Raw genomic sequence first — 13,911 nt, 5'->3', positions numbered from 1 at the left:
TAAATGTGCTATTCTGATTGCGCAGATTTCCCACCCAATAATATGCCCACAAGGAGACACAGCATGAATGAAGCCGTCATCGTATCGACCGCCCGCACGGGCCTGGCCAAGTCCTGGAAAGGCGCGTTCAACATGACGCATGGCGCCACCCTGGGCGGCCATGTGCTGGCGGCCGCCATCGAGCGCGCGCGCATCGAGGCGGGCGAAGTGGAGGACGTGCTGGTCGGCTGCGCCTTTCCCGAAGGCGCCACGGGCGGCAACATCGCGCGCCAGGTGGCCTTGCGCGCAGGCTGTCCCGTCACCACGGCGGGCATGACCGTCAACCGGTTCTGTTCCTCGGGCCTGCAAGCCATCGCCCTGGCGGCGCAGCGCATCATCGCCGGCGAAGGCGATATCTATGCGGCGGGTGGCGTGGAATCGATTTCCTGCGTGCAAAACGAAATGAACACGCATATGTACCGGGAAGTCTGGCTGCAGCAGCACAAGCCGGAAGTGTACTGGCCCATGCTGCAGACGGCCGAGACGGTGGCCAAGCGCTACCAGATTTCGCGCGAGCGCCAGGATGCGTATGGCGCGCAAAGCCAGCAGCGCGCAGCAAGCGCCCAGGCCGCCGGCCTGTTCGACGCGGAAATCGTGCCGATGACCACCGTCATGGGCGTGGCCGACAAGGCCAGCGGCATGCTGGTGTCGCGCGAAGTGACGATCGCCGCCGATGAAGGCATCCGCGCCGACACGACGTATGACGGCGTGGCGAAGATCCGCCCGGCCATTCCCGGCGGCGTCATCAGCGCCGGCAATGCCAGCCAGTTTTCCGACGGCGCTTCGATGGCCATCGTCATGAATGCGAAAGTGGCCGAAGCGAAAGGCTTGCAGCCCTTGGGCATCTTCCGCGGCTTTGCCGTGGCCGGCTGCGAACCCGATGAAATGGGCATCGGCCCGGTGTTTGCCATCCCCAAGCTGCTGAAAAAGGCGGGCTTGACGGTGGCCGACATCGGCCTGTGGGAACTCAATGAAGCGTTCGCCGTGCAAGTGCTGTACTGCGCCGATACGCTGGGCATTCCGCTCGACCGCCTGAACGTGAACGGCGGGGCGATCGCCGTCGGCCACCCGTATGGCGTGTCGGGCGCCCGCCTGACGGGCCACGCCCTGATCGAAGGCAAGCGCCGCGGCGTCAAATACGTGGTCGTGACCATGTGCATCGGCGGCGGGCAGGGCGCGGCCGGTCTGTTCGAAGTGCTGTGATGTTTGCGTGACCCCAGTCTGCGGGCGGCCTGGGTGCCGCCCGTTTGCGTTCTGTGTCCGGTTCCTGCACGGCGCGCCGATAGCGGGTACAGTAATGCTTCATTGATAAACAACCTGTCTGCCACCATGATCAAGCACATCGTTTTCTGGAAACTCAAGGACCACGCCGAAGGCGCCGACCGCGCCACCAACGCTCTGAAGCTGAAAGCCTTGCTCGATTCCTGTTCCAACCTGGTGCCCGGCATCCTGAAATTCGAAGCGGCCGTGGCCCAGCCGGGCCTGGAAGCGACCTACGACATCGTCCTGTACAGCGAGTTCGCCAGCCGCGCAGCGCTCGACGCCTACCAGAACCACCCCGAGCATGTGAAGATCAAGCCGTTTTTTGGGGCCGTGCGGGAAGCCAGACAGTGCATGGACTACGAAGTGTGAAAACCCGTTAACCCCAAACGAAGGGCGGGGGTCGGACCCTCAGGGTCTGACCCCGGCATTTGCTCTGGGGTTTAGATTGTTCGTCCAACAAGGAGCCTTCATGACCACCTACCAACGCATCGTCCTCGCCTCGCGCCCCACGGGCGAAGTGCAGCCGGATAATTTCCGTCTGGAAACCAAAGACATTCCCGCCATTAAGGATGGTGAATTGCTGGTGCGTAACCAGTATCTGTCCCTGGATCCCTACATGCGGGGGCGCATGAGCACGAATAAAAGCTATGCGGCGCCGCAGGCGCTCGATGAAACCATGATCGGCGGCACGGTCGGCGTGGTGCTGGAATCGAAGCATCCGAAGTTTGCCGTGGGCGACACCGTCGTGGGAACCTTGGGCTGGACGGAAGTGGCCGTATCGGACGGCACGATGCTGCGCAAGGTCGATACGACGCATATCCCGGCCTCGGCCTACTTGGGCGCCGTGGGCATGCCGGGCATGACGGCGTGGTATGGCTTGAACCAGATCATGGCGCCGAAAGCGGGCGAGACGGTGGTGGTGTCGGCCGCCAGCGGCGCCGTCGGCAGCGTCGTGGGCCAGCTGGCCAAATTGAAAGGCTGCCGGGTGGTCGGCATCGCCGGCGGCGCGGAGAAATGCGCGTATGTCGTCAAGGAACTGGGTTTCGACGCCTGCGTCGACTACAAGGCGGGCAATTTGCAAGATGACCTGGCGGCGGCCACGCCGGACGGCATCGACGCCATCTTTGAAAACGTGGGCGGCGCCGTGTTCGATGCGGCGCTGGCGCGCACCAACGCGTTTGGCCGCGTGGCCCTGTGCGGCTGGATCGCCGGCTACAACGGCGAGCCGACGCCGATCGACAACGCGCGCTTCATCCTCACCAACCGTCTGACCGTGCGCGGCTTCATCGTGTCGGAGCAGCCGGAATTCTGGCCGCAGGGCCTGGCGGAGCTGGGTAGCCTGGTGGCGACGGGCAAGCTGGCCTTCCGCGAATCCGTGGCCGAGGGCCTGGCCAGCGCGCCGGACGCCTTCATCGGCCTGCTGAAGGGCCGTAACTTCGGCAAGCAGCTGGTCAAGCTCGGCTGATCTCGCTCTGGAAAGGCAGGCCGTGCGACAATGATGGCCTGTCTTTTTCTACCGCACACCATGACCATGCACACCATCCGCCTCGGCGACTGGGCCACCCTGGGCCCTGACGCCACCGCCATCCGTTTTGAAGTCTTTGTCGATGAACAGAAAGTGCCGGCCGAGATCGAACTCGACGACATGGACGCCGTCTGCCTGCACGCCGTCGCCTATGACGCGGCTGGCGCCGCCATCGGCACGGGCCGGTTATTGCCGGACGGCCATATCGGCCGCATGGCCGTGCGCCAGCCGGGCCGCGGCACGGGCGTGGGTGGCGCCATCTTGACCTTGCTGATGGACAAGGCGCGCGAGCGCGGCGATGCCGCCGTGGTGCTGAATGCGCAAACCGTGGCCGCGCCATTCTATGCGCGCCACGGTTTCGTGCAGCAGGGGGAACAATTTGAAGAGGCGGGGATTGCGCATGTGGAGATGCGGCTGCAGTTTTAACTGCTGGGGTCAGACCCCCGATAACGTTGGCGCAGAGCTTTGCGTTAGCGGTGTTGAGGGTCTGACCCCGGATGTTAATTCTGCGCGTGGCTCTGGCGCCATTTATCCAGAATCACGGCCAGCACGATCACCACGCCTTTCGCCACATACTGCCAGAACGACGACAAGCCCAGGATCGTCAAGCCATTGTTCATCACGCCGATGATCAGGGCGCCGATGACGGTGCCCCAGACGGAACCGACGCCGCCCATCAGGCTCGTGCCGCCCAGCACCACGGCCGCGATGGCGTCCAGTTCATAACCGGTACCCCAGTTGCCGTTGGCCGCATACAGGCGGCTGGCCGACATGGCGCCGCCCAGGCCCGCGAACAGGCCGCTGATGGTGTAGACAAACATCAGCACGAGGCCGACCTTGATGCCCGTCAGGCGTGCCGCCTGGATATTGCCGCCGACGGCGTAGATATGCAGGCCCAGCGTCGTCTTGCGTAAAATAAACCAGGTCAGCAGCACCACGGCCGCGGCCAGCCAGATCAGCCAGGGCACGGCCAGGAAGCTGCCGTTGCCCATCCATTCGAAGCTGGGGATTTCCGTGTTCAGCACGCTGGTGCCGTCGGCCAGCAGATAGGCCGCGCCGCGCAGCGCCGTCATGGTGCCCAGGGTCACGACGAACGGGTTCAGGCCGACGAGGGCCACCAGCACGCCGTTCAGCGCGCCCAGCAGCAAGCCGACGATGAGGAAGGTGGGAATCGAAAAGCCGGCGAACTGGGCCGACAAGGACATCAGCATGCCTGCCACGGCCGAGACGGCCAGCACGGAGCCGACGGACAGGTCGATGCCGCTGGTCAAAATGACGAAGGTCATGCCCGAGGCCAGCACGATATTGATCGACACCTGGCGGAAGATGTTCATGGTGTTATTGCTGGTCATGAACGTCGACGTGCCATCGGCCGAGAAATACACGGTCAGGCCATACATGGCCAGGTACAGCACCACCAGCACGGGCAGCATGCCCAGGCGGCGCATCAGGTTCGAGGCATTGAAGGGGTCACCGGCGCGCGCGGCGCCACCTGTGGTAGTAGTTGTCATGTTGAATCTCCTGAATGATTATTCTTATGCCGCTTCCAGCTGGGTGGCGTAGGCGAGGATGTTTTCCTGCGTGATGTCGTCGCCCGTCACTTCGCCCGTCAGCCGTCCTTCGCACATCACCATCACGCGGTCGCAGATGCCGACCAGCTCGGCCAGTTCGCTGGAAATGCACAGCACGGCCGTGCCCGCATCTGCCAGCTGGTGGATGATCTTGTAGATTTCGCTCTTCGCGCCCACGTCCACGCCCCGCGTCGGTTCGTCGAGGATCAGCACTTTCGGCGCGATGGCCAGCCAGCGCGCCAGCAAGACTTTCTGCTGGTTGCCGCCGGAAAGCCCGCCCACGATGCCGTCCGGTCCCGAGACCTTGACGTTGAGGTTGGCGATCGCCTCGCGCGTGAGCTGGGTCAAGGCGCCACGGTTGACCACGCCCGCCGTCGCATGCCTGGACAGGATGTTCATCGACATGTTTTCCATGGCCGACAATTGCATGAACAGGCCCAGGCTCTTGCGGTCTTCCGGCAGGTAGCCGATGCCGTGGCGGATGGCCGCCAGCGGGCGCTGGATATGCACTTCCTGGCCGTCGAGCCATACTTGCCCCGATGCTTTCTTGTCGGCGCCAAAGATCAGGCGCGCCAGTTCCGTGCGGCCCGCGCCGACCAGGCCGGCCAGGCCCGTCACTTCGCCCGCGTGCAGGCTGAACGAGGCGGGCTTGACCTTGCCGCCGCCCACGTTTGCCACGCGCAGGCGCTCGGCGCCCCGCGTCGTGCGGCGCTGGTGCGCATAAAAGTCGTCGGCGGGACGGCCCACCATCATTTGCACGACTTTCTTTTGATCCAGCTCATCCTTGCCCAGCTCACCCACATAGGCGCCGTCGCGCAGCACCGTGATGCGGCGCGCCAAACGCTCCACCTCGGCCATGCGGTGGCTGATGTAGAGCACGGCCAGGCCCTTGTCGCGCTGCTCTTCGATGATGCGGAACAGTTGTTCGGTTTCCCGGTCCGACAGGGCGGCAGTGGGCTCGTCCATGATCAGGATGCGGCTTTCGTGCACGAGGGCGCGGGCGATTTCCACCTGCTGCTGCTCGGCGATCGACAGCGTCGATACCATGGTGTCCGCGTTGAAGCGCGAGCCGAGGTCGGCCAGGATGGCGTTGGTGCGCGCGCGCATTTCGCCGCCCTTGACGGTCCAGAACGGGCCCTGCGGTTCGCTGCCCATGAAGACGTTCTGCGCCACCGTCATGTTCTTGGCTACGCTCAGTTCCTGGTAGATCAGGTTGATGCCCAGCGCGCGGGCCTCGCCCGGGTTGCGGATCTTGATCGGCTTACCGTCGAGAATGATTTCACCGGCGTCCGGCGTGTAGACGCCCGATAAAATCTTCATCAGGGTGCTCTTGCCGGCGCCATTCTCGCCCATCACGGCATGGATTTCGCCGCTGCGCACCGTCAGGTGCACGCCGCGCAGCGCGCGCGTGGCGCCAAAGCGCTTCTCGATGCCGCGCATTTCAAAAATAATATCGTCGCTCATGACTGTCCTTCCTTGCTGGTGAAACTGGCGCCGCCTGCCGGCTGGCCGGCGGCGCCACGTGGTTCAGGTCAGGCAGATCAGTTCCGTACCCAGCCCGTGTAGGTGGCGACGTTTTCCTTGGTGATGGCCGGCGTCGGCAACAGCACCATGGTCTGCTTCGGCGTGCGGCCGTTCATGATGTCGTAGCCCATCTGCACGGCATCGGTCGCCATGCGGTACGGGTTTTGCGCCGAGGTGGCGGCAAACAGGCCGGCCTTGTTTTTCAGGGCGTTCTGGCCATCGGGCGCGCCGTCGACGGCCGTGATCAGTTTGACGTCCGTGCGCTTCGATTGCTTGATGGCCAGTTCGGCGCCGATGCCCGTCGGATCGTTGATGGCGAACACGGCGTCGATCTTCGGATGGGCCGTCAGCAGGTTCGACATCACGGTCATGCCGCCGTCGCGGCTGCCGCCCGCGTTCTGGTTGTCGGACAGGATCTTGATGTCCTTGAACGCGGCCAGGGTCTTCTTGCAGCCATTCACGCGGTCGATCACGGACGTGACGGGCGGGCCGTTGAGTATCACCACATTGCCCTTGCCGCCGATCTGCTTGGCCAGGTAGGCGCACGACACGTCGCCGGCCATGGTGTTGTCGGACATCACGGTGGCCGACGCGCCCACGGCGCCCACGTCGACGGCGATCACCACTACGCCCGCGTTGCGCGCTTTCTTGATGGCGGGCGCGATGCCCTTCGAGTCGACGGCGTTCAGGATGATAATGTCGGTCTTGTTGGCGATGAAGTTTTCAATCTGGTCCACCTGCGTGTTCAGGTCATACTTGCTGGACACCGTCGTGACTTTCACGCCGGGGCCGCCGATTTTCTTCGCGCTTTCTTCCGCGCCGCGGCCGATCGCCACGAAGAACGGGTTGGCCAGGTCGCCCACGCTCACGCCGATCGATTTCAGCGGTTTGTCGGCGGCGAAGGCGCCGCAGGCGGCGGACAGCAGCAGGGTGGCGGTAATGACTTTTTTCATGAGGATCTCCAAGGGTTTTTATTGTAAAAACAGACGGTGCTACGGGGTGAAAACTCAGTGACTGCGCAATTTCTCGATCATGGCGTCCAGCTTGCCCGCATCGACGGCGAAGCCGCGGATGCCTTCGGCCAGTTTCTCGGTCGCCATCGCATCGTCGTTCAGCGCGTAGCGGAAGGCCGCTTCATCGTAGCTGACGGCCGGCTGCGGCGCGCCCAGGTCCGCGCCCAGCGCGCGCTCGAACGGGGCGTCAAGCGCTTCCAGCTTGGCCAGCAGGTCCGGGCTGATGGTCAGCAGGTCGCAGCCGGACAGGGCCGTGATCTGCCCCACGTTGCGGAAGCTGGCGCCCATCACCTGCGTGGCGATGCCATGCTGCTTGTAGTAATTGAAGATGCGCGTGACCGATTGCACGCCTGGATCGTTGGACAAGCTGCGCGCCGCTTCGTCCCATGCCGGACCCTGCGACTTCTTGTGCCAGTCGTAGATGCGGCCCACAAAAGGCGAGATCAGGCGCACGTGCGCCTCGGCGCAGGCGACGGCCTGGCAAAACGCGAACAGCAGGGTCAGGTTGCAAAAGATGCCGTCCTGCTCCAGCTCGCGCGCCGCCTGGATGCCTTCCCAGGTGGCGGCGATCTTGATCAGCACGCGCTCGCGTGTTACTCCGGCCTGCTCGTACAGGGCGATCAGGCGGCGCGCGCGGGCCACGGTGGCGGCGCGGTCAAAGCTCAGGCGGGCATCGACTTCCGTCGATACGCGGCCCGGCACCACCTTCAGGATTTCCAGGCCGAAGCGCACCAGCACCTGGTCGACGATATCGTCCAGCGCCGCGGTTTTGTGCGCGGCGACCGTGCTTTCCAGCAAGGGCGCGTAGTCGGGCTGCAGCACGGCTTTTAAAATCAGCGACGGGTTGGTGGTGGCGTCTTGCGGCGCGAAACGGGCCAGTTGCAAAAAGTCGCCCGTGTCGGCGACGACGGTGCTGTGTTGCTTCAATCGCTGCAGTTGATTCAGTTGCGTCATTGCTGCTTATCCTTCGCTAAGTTGGTGCAAGGCTTGCACGGCAGGAAACAGGCTACGGTAACGGCCGTAGCGGATACTCAAGGCTGCGCTGTGCGCGGCATCGGGCAAAAAGGTATTTTTGATGGGCAAGCCGGTGGCCAGCAGGCGCGTGTCGCCGATGGCGGCAAAACCCAGCTTGGCCGCGCCCAGGCTGGCGGACAGTTCGCTGTTGTGCAGGGTGCGCATTTCGCGCCCCAGCACGTTGGCCAGCAATTGCGCCCAGTACTGGCTGCGCGCGCCGCCGCCCACCAGCATGCAGTGCGGCACGACTGCTCCCGTCGAGGTGACTGCCGCCATGGCGTCGCGCAAGGCAAACGCCACGCCTTCGAGCACGGCGTAACCGAGCTGCGCCGTATTGCTGTCGTGTCCCAGCTGCAAGAAGGCGCCGCGCACCTGCGGGTCGTTGTGCGGCGTGCGCTCGCCCGACAGGTAGGGCAGGAACAGCGGTGCGGAGGGCGCGATGGGCATGTCGAGCGGCAAGCCCGCTTCCACCACTTGCAGCAGGGCGGCCTCGTCGGGCAAGCCCAGCACGCCAGTCGCCCAGCGCAAACAGCTGGCGCCCGACAGAATCGCGCCCATCGCGTACCAGCGCCCGGGCAGGGCGTGGCAAAAGCTGTGCACGCCGCCGGCCGGATTGCCCAGCGGCGCCTCGGTCACACTGACGATGGCGGCGCTGGTGCCCAGCGAGATAAAACTGTCGCCCGCGTTGACGGCGCCGATGCCCACGGCCGAGACGGGATTGTCGCCCCCGCCGCCGGCCACCACCACGTCCGCCGGCAAGCCCAGCTGGTTGGCGACTTGCGCCAGCACCGTGCCCGTGGCGGCATCGCCTTCGGCCAGCGCCGGCATCTGCTCCAGGCCCAGGCCGCAGGCGGCCAGCATGGGGGCGAACCAGGCGCGCCTGGCTTCGTCCAGCCACAGGGTGCCGGCCGCGTCGGACATGTCGGTGAGTTTTGTGCCCGTCAGTTGCAGGCGCACATAATCCTTGGGCGACAGCACGCAGGCGATGGCGGCGAAGTTGGCCGGCTCATGCCGTTGCAGCCACAGCAGTTTCGGCGCCGTCAGGCCCGCCATCGGCAGGCTGCCCGTCACGTCGGCGTAGGCGGGATAGTCGCGCGCCAGCGCGGCCGCTTCGGCATCGGCGCGCGCATCGTTCCACAGGATGGCGGGGCGGATCACGGCATCGCTGGCGTCGAGCAGCACGGCGCCGTGCATCTGGCCCGACAGGCCGATGCAGGCGATCTGTTCATATTCCTGCGGCCAGCCGGCGCGCAATTGCGCCAGCGCCTGGACGCAGGCGGCCCACCAGTCGTGCGGCGACTGTTCGGACCAGCCCGGCTGCGGGCGGCTCACGTCGATGCGCACGGATGCCTGGCCGCGCACGCTGCCGTGGCGGTCCATCAGCACGGTTTTCAATTCGGAAGTGCCCAGGTCGATGCCGAGGGAAATGGCTGGATGCATAGGAGGTACAGTCAAAGGTCAGGGGCAGCCGCAGGAGTTGCGCACGCGCAAGGCTGGCGACAGGCGCTGCACGTGCTGGGCGCGGCCCGGGTTGGCGATACGTTCGATCAACAGGTCCACGGCCATGGCGCCCAGCTCTTCCAGCGGCTGGGCCATCACGGTCAGGCGCGGACTGAAGTAGTCGGCCCAGTCGAAATCATCGAAGCCGGCCAGGGCCACGTCTTGCGGCACGGCGATCTGCGCATCGCGCAAGGCGTGCATGGTGCCGATGGTCATCAGGTTATTCGCCGCCACGATGGCCGTCGGGCGCTGTGGCAGGGCCAGCAATTCCAGCGTGGCGGCGCCGCTGCGCTCCAGGTTCGAGTCGCCCGAGCGCAGCAGCGCCGGGTCAAAGGCGATATTGGCGCGCTGCAAGGCCAGGCGGTAGCCTGCGATGCGCTCATCCGTCGTCGACAGGCCGGGCGCGCCGCTGATGAAGCCGATGCGGCGGTGGCCGTGCACCGTGATCAGGTGGCTGACCAGCTCGGCCGTGGCTTGCGTGTTTTCCACGCCCACCTGGTCGAACGGCTGCGGCGACATGCGGTCGACCAGCACGGAGGCGATCTTGTTGCTGGTCAAGTAATCGAGGGCGTGGTTGTGCGCATCGCCCGAGGGCGCCAGCACGATGCCGTCGACGCGGCGCTGGTGCAGGTTTTGCACCACCTTGAGTTCCTGCGCGGGGTCGTCATGCGTGTCGGAAAACAGCATCATCAAACCATGCCGCGTGCAGGCGGCCTCGATGGCGCGCACGGTTTCGCTGAAGTAATGATTGGTGAAGGCGGAAATGGCCACGCCGATGGTGCCCGAGGAGGAACCGGCCAAGGCGCGCGCCAGCATGTTCGGCACATAGCCGATCTGCTGCATGGCCGCGTTGACGGCGGCGACGGTTTTCGGGCTGACCTTGCGGGTGCCGTTGAGTACGTGCGAGACGGTCGACAGCGATACGTCCGCCGCCCGCGCTACATCTTCCATGGTGGCCATGGTGTCTCCTGATGGTTTTATTCTTCTTGTGTGCTGCGATTGGATGCGGCTGTGTCGCCGCGTTGGAATCCATCGTAAACAAAAGAAAGCGCTTGCGCAAGCGCTTTCTTTTTTGTGCGCGCCAATTTTTCAGGGAGACAAGGGACGCTGAACGGGAGAGGAGAGGCGGTGGTGCATGGGGTCTGGCCCGGCGGGTCAGACCCCGGTATTGGCTTACTGGATCACCAGCTCATGCAGTTCGCCCGGTGAATCCGGGAACAGTTTCACGACGGTGGACGTGCGCGTGCCGTAGCCTGGCGTGTCGATGCAGACGGCGGACAGCACGCGCTCGAGGTCGAGCGGCACGCCTGTGTCCGGCAAGCGGAAGTCGGGCGCGCGCGTGGTGTCGGCCAGCATGTCGAAATAGGCGTCGTCGGGCGCACCCTGGCATAGCAGGCTGGCGAACTGGGCTTTGGTTTTCAGGACTTTCGGCCATGGCGCATCGAGCAGGGCGTTCGACAGGCCGTAGATGCCCGGCGCCAAAGGCTGTCCGTTGCGCGCATCGCCATCGCCCCGGTTGGAAAACCAGATCAGCGTAGTGGCGTCGCCCAGCACCAGGTTGAAACCGTTATACACTTTGCAGCCGGGGCGGATTTGCGCGATGTAGTCCTGCGGCGACATGTTGCCGGCCAGGTAGTCGGCCACCAGGGCGCCGCGCGAAGGGGCGTCCGGATCGCGGTCTTGCGGACTGCGGATATTCGTGATGGCGGCAAAGCGCGAACTGCCGCTGCCGGCCTGGGTGATGCCCATCCAGCTGCCGCCCGCCTGCAGGTCGCGGCCCGCGTAGACCTGCGGGTGTTCGGGCCAGGCGCCGGCGGGGGCGCTGGCGCGTTCATAGAATTCGTCGCGGTTGGCGGCGGCAATCAGCGGGATGTGCGGATTGACTTTCCAGGCAAAAACGATCAGGCACATGGAGGCAAATCCATGAACACTTCCGTATGGCGCGCGCCTGCCGTCAGGGACAGCAAGCCCGCCTCATCGGCCGCGCCGGCCAGCAGCTCGGCAAAGCCTTCGCCGACGACAGGGTAGATTTCCATCCAGGTCTGCAAGCCATCCTTGGCTTCCGGACGGCGCTTGAGTTGCGGCGCCACGCCGGAGGCGTCCGCCAGTTTCGCCTGCATGGCGCGCACGCGCGCTTCCAGCGCCTGGGCGTGTTCTTCTTTTACCTGATAGTAAACGTACAGATCTTTCATGGCATTCTCACAAGTCGAGTGCGTCGAGCACGTAAGGCATGGGCAGGAAATGCACGGCAGCCCCCTGGGCCGAACCGTAGCGCACGGCGCCGGCGGCGCTTGAACCTTCCTCGATCGCCCCCAACTTCATTTCAACGAGGGCGTCAAAGCCGCCCACGCCGTTCGGCGCGGCGTTGACGACCATGCCGCAAGGCTGCTCGGGATCGCTGACGGCAAACAGCTCGCCGCCGGCCACGGCCGAGGCATCGGCGATGCTGACGAGGGTGGTACGGCGCTTGAGCTTGCCCAGATACTGGCTGCGCGCGACGATTTCCTGGCCCGGGTAGCAGCCTTTCTTGAAGTTGACGCCGCCCAGCAGCTCGAAGTTGACCATCTGCGGCACGAATTGCTCTTGCGTGGCGGCCGTGATCTGCGGAATGCCCGCATGGATGTCCGACAATTGCCAAGCGTCATTACCGCCCTTGGCCAGTTGTTCCGCCAGCTGCGGCCAGACATCGCGCGCCGTGGCGGCGGATGTCAGCCATTGATAGCGGGGGCTGCCAAACGCGTCGGCCACGCGCAGCAGGGTGCCCAGCGCATGGTCGAGCTTGCTGAACGGCGTGGCCGGCAAGGTGGCGAACCAGGCGGACAGGGCCGCGTTGGCACGCTGGCCGCCCAGGCCCAGCACGACCTGGTTCGCTTCATCAAGCGCGGCATCGTGCAGCTTGGCCTTGGCGCGCAGCACGAACATCTGCAGGCGCTTCTGGATGGCCGGCTGTATGGCGCGCGGCAATTGCAGATAAATGGTGGTGGCGTTGCGCCACATCAGGAAACTGGCCAGCAGGCGGCCCTTCGGCGTGCAGTAGCCGGCCAGGCGCACTTGCTCCTGGTTCAGGTGTTCGACATCGTTGGTCAACTGGCCGTGCAGGAAACTGGCTGCGTCGTCGCCGTTCAAGCCGATCAAGCCCTGGTCCGTGATGGCCGCGACAAAACCTTCTTGCAGCTGGGGCACTGTCAGGGACTGGCCGAAATCGTGGAGAAGGGCGCCATCGGTGGCAGGGGGGCGGGCGCCTTGTGCTGTTAAAAATTGATTCCAGTTATTCATAATTTCCATTAGATCAGCGATTAAGCATTATCATTACGGGTTCATTATAGTGATGTCGGGCAGATCGCGTCGGCAGCGGCAAGTTTCCACGTATTCGTGCCGCTTTGCGCGGGCTTCATTCAGTAATGAACGATCACAACAAGCACACGCGGAGCAGCAACGCGCGCATAACAAGAATCGGAACAATGGCTTTCTTTAAAAAACTTGTAGTCAGTTCAGTCATCGCCGCCATCGGCGTCGGTGCCACATTTGTGTACTGGGCGCAGCAGCCCATCACCACGGAGGGCGAGGCGATTCCGTTCTCGATCACGCCAGGCAGCGGCGCGCATGCCGCCGGGCAGCAGATCGCGGATGCCGGCGTGCCCATCGTGCCCATCCTGTTCAACCTGCTGGCGCGCATCGAAGGCAAGACGTCGAAGATCAAGGCCGGTTCCTATGAATTGAAACCGGGCACCACGCCGCAGCGCCTGATCACGCAACTGGCACGCGGCGAGTTCGCTCAGGAATCCTTGACCATCATCGAAGGCTGGACGTTTAAACAGATGCGCCAGGCGATGGCCAGCCATCCCGGCCTCAAGCACGATACCGTGGGCTTGAGTGACAAGGAGCTGATGGCGAAAATCAGCCCCGAATACATGTTGCCGGAAGGCCTGTTCTTCCCGGACACGTATCTGTTCGCCAAGGGCGCCAGCGAAATGCAGATTTTCAAGCAGGCGCACACGGCCCTCATCGGCCGCCTGTCCGAAGCGTGGTTCAAGCGCGACCCGGCCTTGCCGTATAAAAATCCGTACGAGGCGCTGATCATGGCGTCCATCGTGGAAAAGGAAACGGGGCAAAAGTCCGAGCGGGCCATGATCGCCGGCGTCTTCGTCAACCGCATGAAGACGGGCATGCTGCTGCAGACGGACCCGACCGTGATCTACGGCATGGGCGACAATTACCAGGGCAAGATCCGCAAACGCGACCTGGAAGCGGACACGCCGTACAATACCTACACGCGCGGCGGCTTGCCGCCCACGCCGATCGCCTTGCCCGGCGCGCAATCGCTGACGGCGGCGCTGGCACCGGCCCGCACGCAGGCGCTGTATTTCGTCGCGCGCGGCGATGGCACCAGCCAGTTTTCGGCCAACTTGCCCGACCACAACCGCGCCGTGAACCAGTACCAGCGCTAATCTCATTATCAGAT

Annotated in this window: 14 protein-coding genes; 5 read left to right on the top strand and 9 right to left on the bottom strand. The window is 64.4% G+C overall.

Annotated elements, in window-relative coordinates; genetic code table 11:
• The first annotated feature begins 63 nt into the window (after positions 1–63).
• The 4 genes from BM193_RS10995 to BM193_RS10980 all read left to right on the top strand — a co-directional run bounded on the left by BM193_RS10995 (position 64) and on the right by BM193_RS10980 (position 3,253).
• The gene (locus BM193_RS10995) at positions 64–1,242 is read left to right on the top strand and encodes an acetyl-CoA C-acyltransferase (RefSeq protein WP_092797766.1); all 1,179 of its coding nucleotides are present in this window, start codon (positions 64–66) and stop codon (positions 1,240–1,242) included.
• A 126-nt stretch (positions 1,243–1,368) separates the two neighbouring features.
• Positions 1,369–1,671, top strand: a complete 303-nt coding sequence (locus tag BM193_RS10990) for a Dabb family protein (protein ID WP_092797765.1) — start codon at positions 1,369–1,371, stop codon at positions 1,669–1,671.
• 100 nt (positions 1,672–1,771) lie between these two features.
• Entirely contained in the window at positions 1,772–2,767 is a 996-nt protein-coding gene (locus BM193_RS10985; protein ID WP_092797764.1) for an NADP-dependent oxidoreductase, read from the top strand.
• 60 nt (positions 2,768–2,827) lie between these two features.
• Positions 2,828–3,253 (top strand): GNAT family N-acetyltransferase, encoded by a 426-nt coding sequence (locus BM193_RS10980; RefSeq protein WP_092797763.1) that lies wholly within the window; start codon positions 2,828–2,830, stop codon positions 3,251–3,253.
• A gap of 74 nt (positions 3,254–3,327) precedes the next feature.
• Here BM193_RS10980 and BM193_RS10975 read toward each other — a convergent pair whose 3' ends face one another.
• The 9 genes from BM193_RS10975 to BM193_RS10935 all read right to left on the bottom strand — a co-directional run bounded on the left by BM193_RS10975 (position 3,328) and on the right by BM193_RS10935 (position 12,734).
• Positions 3,328–4,338 (bottom strand): ABC transporter permease subunit, encoded by a 1,011-nt coding sequence (locus BM193_RS10975; RefSeq protein ID WP_092797762.1) that lies wholly within the window; start codon positions 4,336–4,338, stop codon positions 3,328–3,330.
• A gap of 24 nt (positions 4,339–4,362) precedes the next feature.
• On the bottom strand, positions 4,363–5,862 hold the full coding sequence (locus BM193_RS10970; protein WP_092797761.1) for a sugar ABC transporter ATP-binding protein: 1,500 nt from the start codon (positions 5,860–5,862) through the stop codon (positions 4,363–4,365).
• Between the two features lie 77 nt (positions 5,863–5,939).
• Positions 5,940–6,875, bottom strand: coding sequence for an ABC transporter substrate-binding protein (locus tag BM193_RS10965; protein WP_092797760.1), 936 nt, complete (start codon positions 6,873–6,875; stop codon positions 5,940–5,942).
• A gap of 54 nt (positions 6,876–6,929) precedes the next feature.
• Positions 6,930–7,889, bottom strand: coding sequence for a transaldolase (gene tal, locus BM193_RS10960; RefSeq protein ID WP_175533237.1), 960 nt, complete (start codon positions 7,887–7,889; stop codon positions 6,930–6,932).
• Between the two features lie 6 nt (positions 7,890–7,895).
• The gene (gene xylB, locus BM193_RS10955) at positions 7,896–9,377 is read right to left on the bottom strand and encodes a xylulokinase (RefSeq protein WP_217638474.1); all 1,482 of its coding nucleotides are present in this window, start codon (positions 9,375–9,377) and stop codon (positions 7,896–7,898) included.
• A 30-nt stretch (positions 9,378–9,407) separates the two neighbouring features.
• On the bottom strand, positions 9,408–10,409 hold the full coding sequence (locus tag BM193_RS10950; RefSeq protein WP_092797758.1) for a LacI family DNA-binding transcriptional regulator: 1,002 nt from the start codon (positions 10,407–10,409) through the stop codon (positions 9,408–9,410).
• Between the two features lie 213 nt (positions 10,410–10,622).
• On the bottom strand, positions 10,623–11,360 hold the full coding sequence (locus BM193_RS10945; protein ID WP_092797757.1) for an NRDE family protein: 738 nt from the start codon (positions 11,358–11,360) through the stop codon (positions 10,623–10,625).
• Positions 11,351–11,641: a DUF4936 family protein gene (locus BM193_RS10940; protein ID WP_092797756.1), complete on the bottom strand. Its 291-nt coding sequence runs from the start codon at positions 11,639–11,641 to the stop codon at positions 11,351–11,353. The genes BM193_RS10945 and BM193_RS10940 overlap by 10 nt, the downstream gene beginning before the upstream one ends.
• A 7-nt stretch (positions 11,642–11,648) precedes the next feature.
• Positions 11,649–12,734, bottom strand: coding sequence for a CAF17-like 4Fe-4S cluster assembly/insertion protein YgfZ (locus BM193_RS10935; protein ID WP_092797755.1), 1,086 nt, complete (start codon positions 12,732–12,734; stop codon positions 11,649–11,651).
• A 176-nt stretch (positions 12,735–12,910) separates the two neighbouring features.
• On the opposite strand from BM193_RS10935, the gene mltG reads away from it, so the two are divergent.
• Positions 12,911–13,897, top strand: a complete 987-nt coding sequence (gene mltG / locus BM193_RS10930; protein WP_092797754.1) for an endolytic transglycosylase MltG — start codon at positions 12,911–12,913, stop codon at positions 13,895–13,897.
• Positions 13,898–13,911 lie beyond the last annotated feature (14 nt).

The organism is Janthinobacterium sp. 344 (assembly GCF_900112025.1).
GTDB lineage: Bacteria > Pseudomonadota > Gammaproteobacteria > Burkholderiales > Burkholderiaceae_D > Janthinobacterium.
This window is presented reverse-complemented; position numbering and strand designations above follow the sequence as displayed.

Excerpts from the sequence above, each read along its gene's own strand:
- BM193_RS10995 (WP_092797766.1), top strand. The coding sequence starts at position 64 with ATGAATGAAGCCGTCATCGTATCGACCGCCCGCACGGGCCTGGCCAAG.
- BM193_RS10990 (WP_092797765.1), top strand. The coding sequence starts at position 1,369 with ATGATCAAGCACATCGTTTTCTGGAAACTCAAGGACCACGCCGAAGGC.
- BM193_RS10985 (WP_092797764.1), top strand. The coding sequence starts at position 1,772 with ATGACCACCTACCAACGCATCGTCCTCGCCTCGCGCCCCACGGGCGAA.
- BM193_RS10980 (WP_092797763.1), top strand. The coding sequence starts at position 2,828 with ATGACCATGCACACCATCCGCCTCGGCGACTGGGCCACCCTGGGCCCT.
- BM193_RS10975 (WP_092797762.1), bottom strand. The coding sequence starts at position 4,338 with ATGACAACTACTACCACAGGTGGCGCCGCGCGCGCCGGTGACCCCTTC.
- BM193_RS10970 (WP_092797761.1), bottom strand. The coding sequence starts at position 5,862 with ATGAGCGACGATATTATTTTTGAAATGCGCGGCATCGAGAAGCGCTTT.
- BM193_RS10965 (WP_092797760.1), bottom strand. The coding sequence starts at position 6,875 with ATGAAAAAAGTCATTACCGCCACCCTGCTGCTGTCCGCCGCCTGCGGC.
- tal (WP_175533237.1), bottom strand. The coding sequence starts at position 7,889 with ATGACGCAACTGAATCAACTGCAGCGATTGAAGCAACACAGCACCGTC.
- BM193_RS10950 (WP_092797758.1), bottom strand. The coding sequence starts at position 10,409 with ATGGCCACCATGGAAGATGTAGCGCGGGCGGCGGACGTATCGCTGTCG.
- BM193_RS10945 (WP_092797757.1), bottom strand. The coding sequence starts at position 11,360 with ATGTGCCTGATCGTTTTTGCCTGGAAAGTCAATCCGCACATCCCGCTG.
- BM193_RS10940 (WP_092797756.1), bottom strand. The coding sequence starts at position 11,641 with ATGAAAGATCTGTACGTTTACTATCAGGTAAAAGAAGAACACGCCCAG.
- BM193_RS10935 (WP_092797755.1), bottom strand. The coding sequence starts at position 12,734 with ATGGAAATTATGAATAACTGGAATCAATTTTTAACAGCACAAGGCGCC.
- mltG (WP_092797754.1), top strand. The coding sequence starts at position 12,911 with ATGGCTTTCTTTAAAAAACTTGTAGTCAGTTCAGTCATCGCCGCCATC.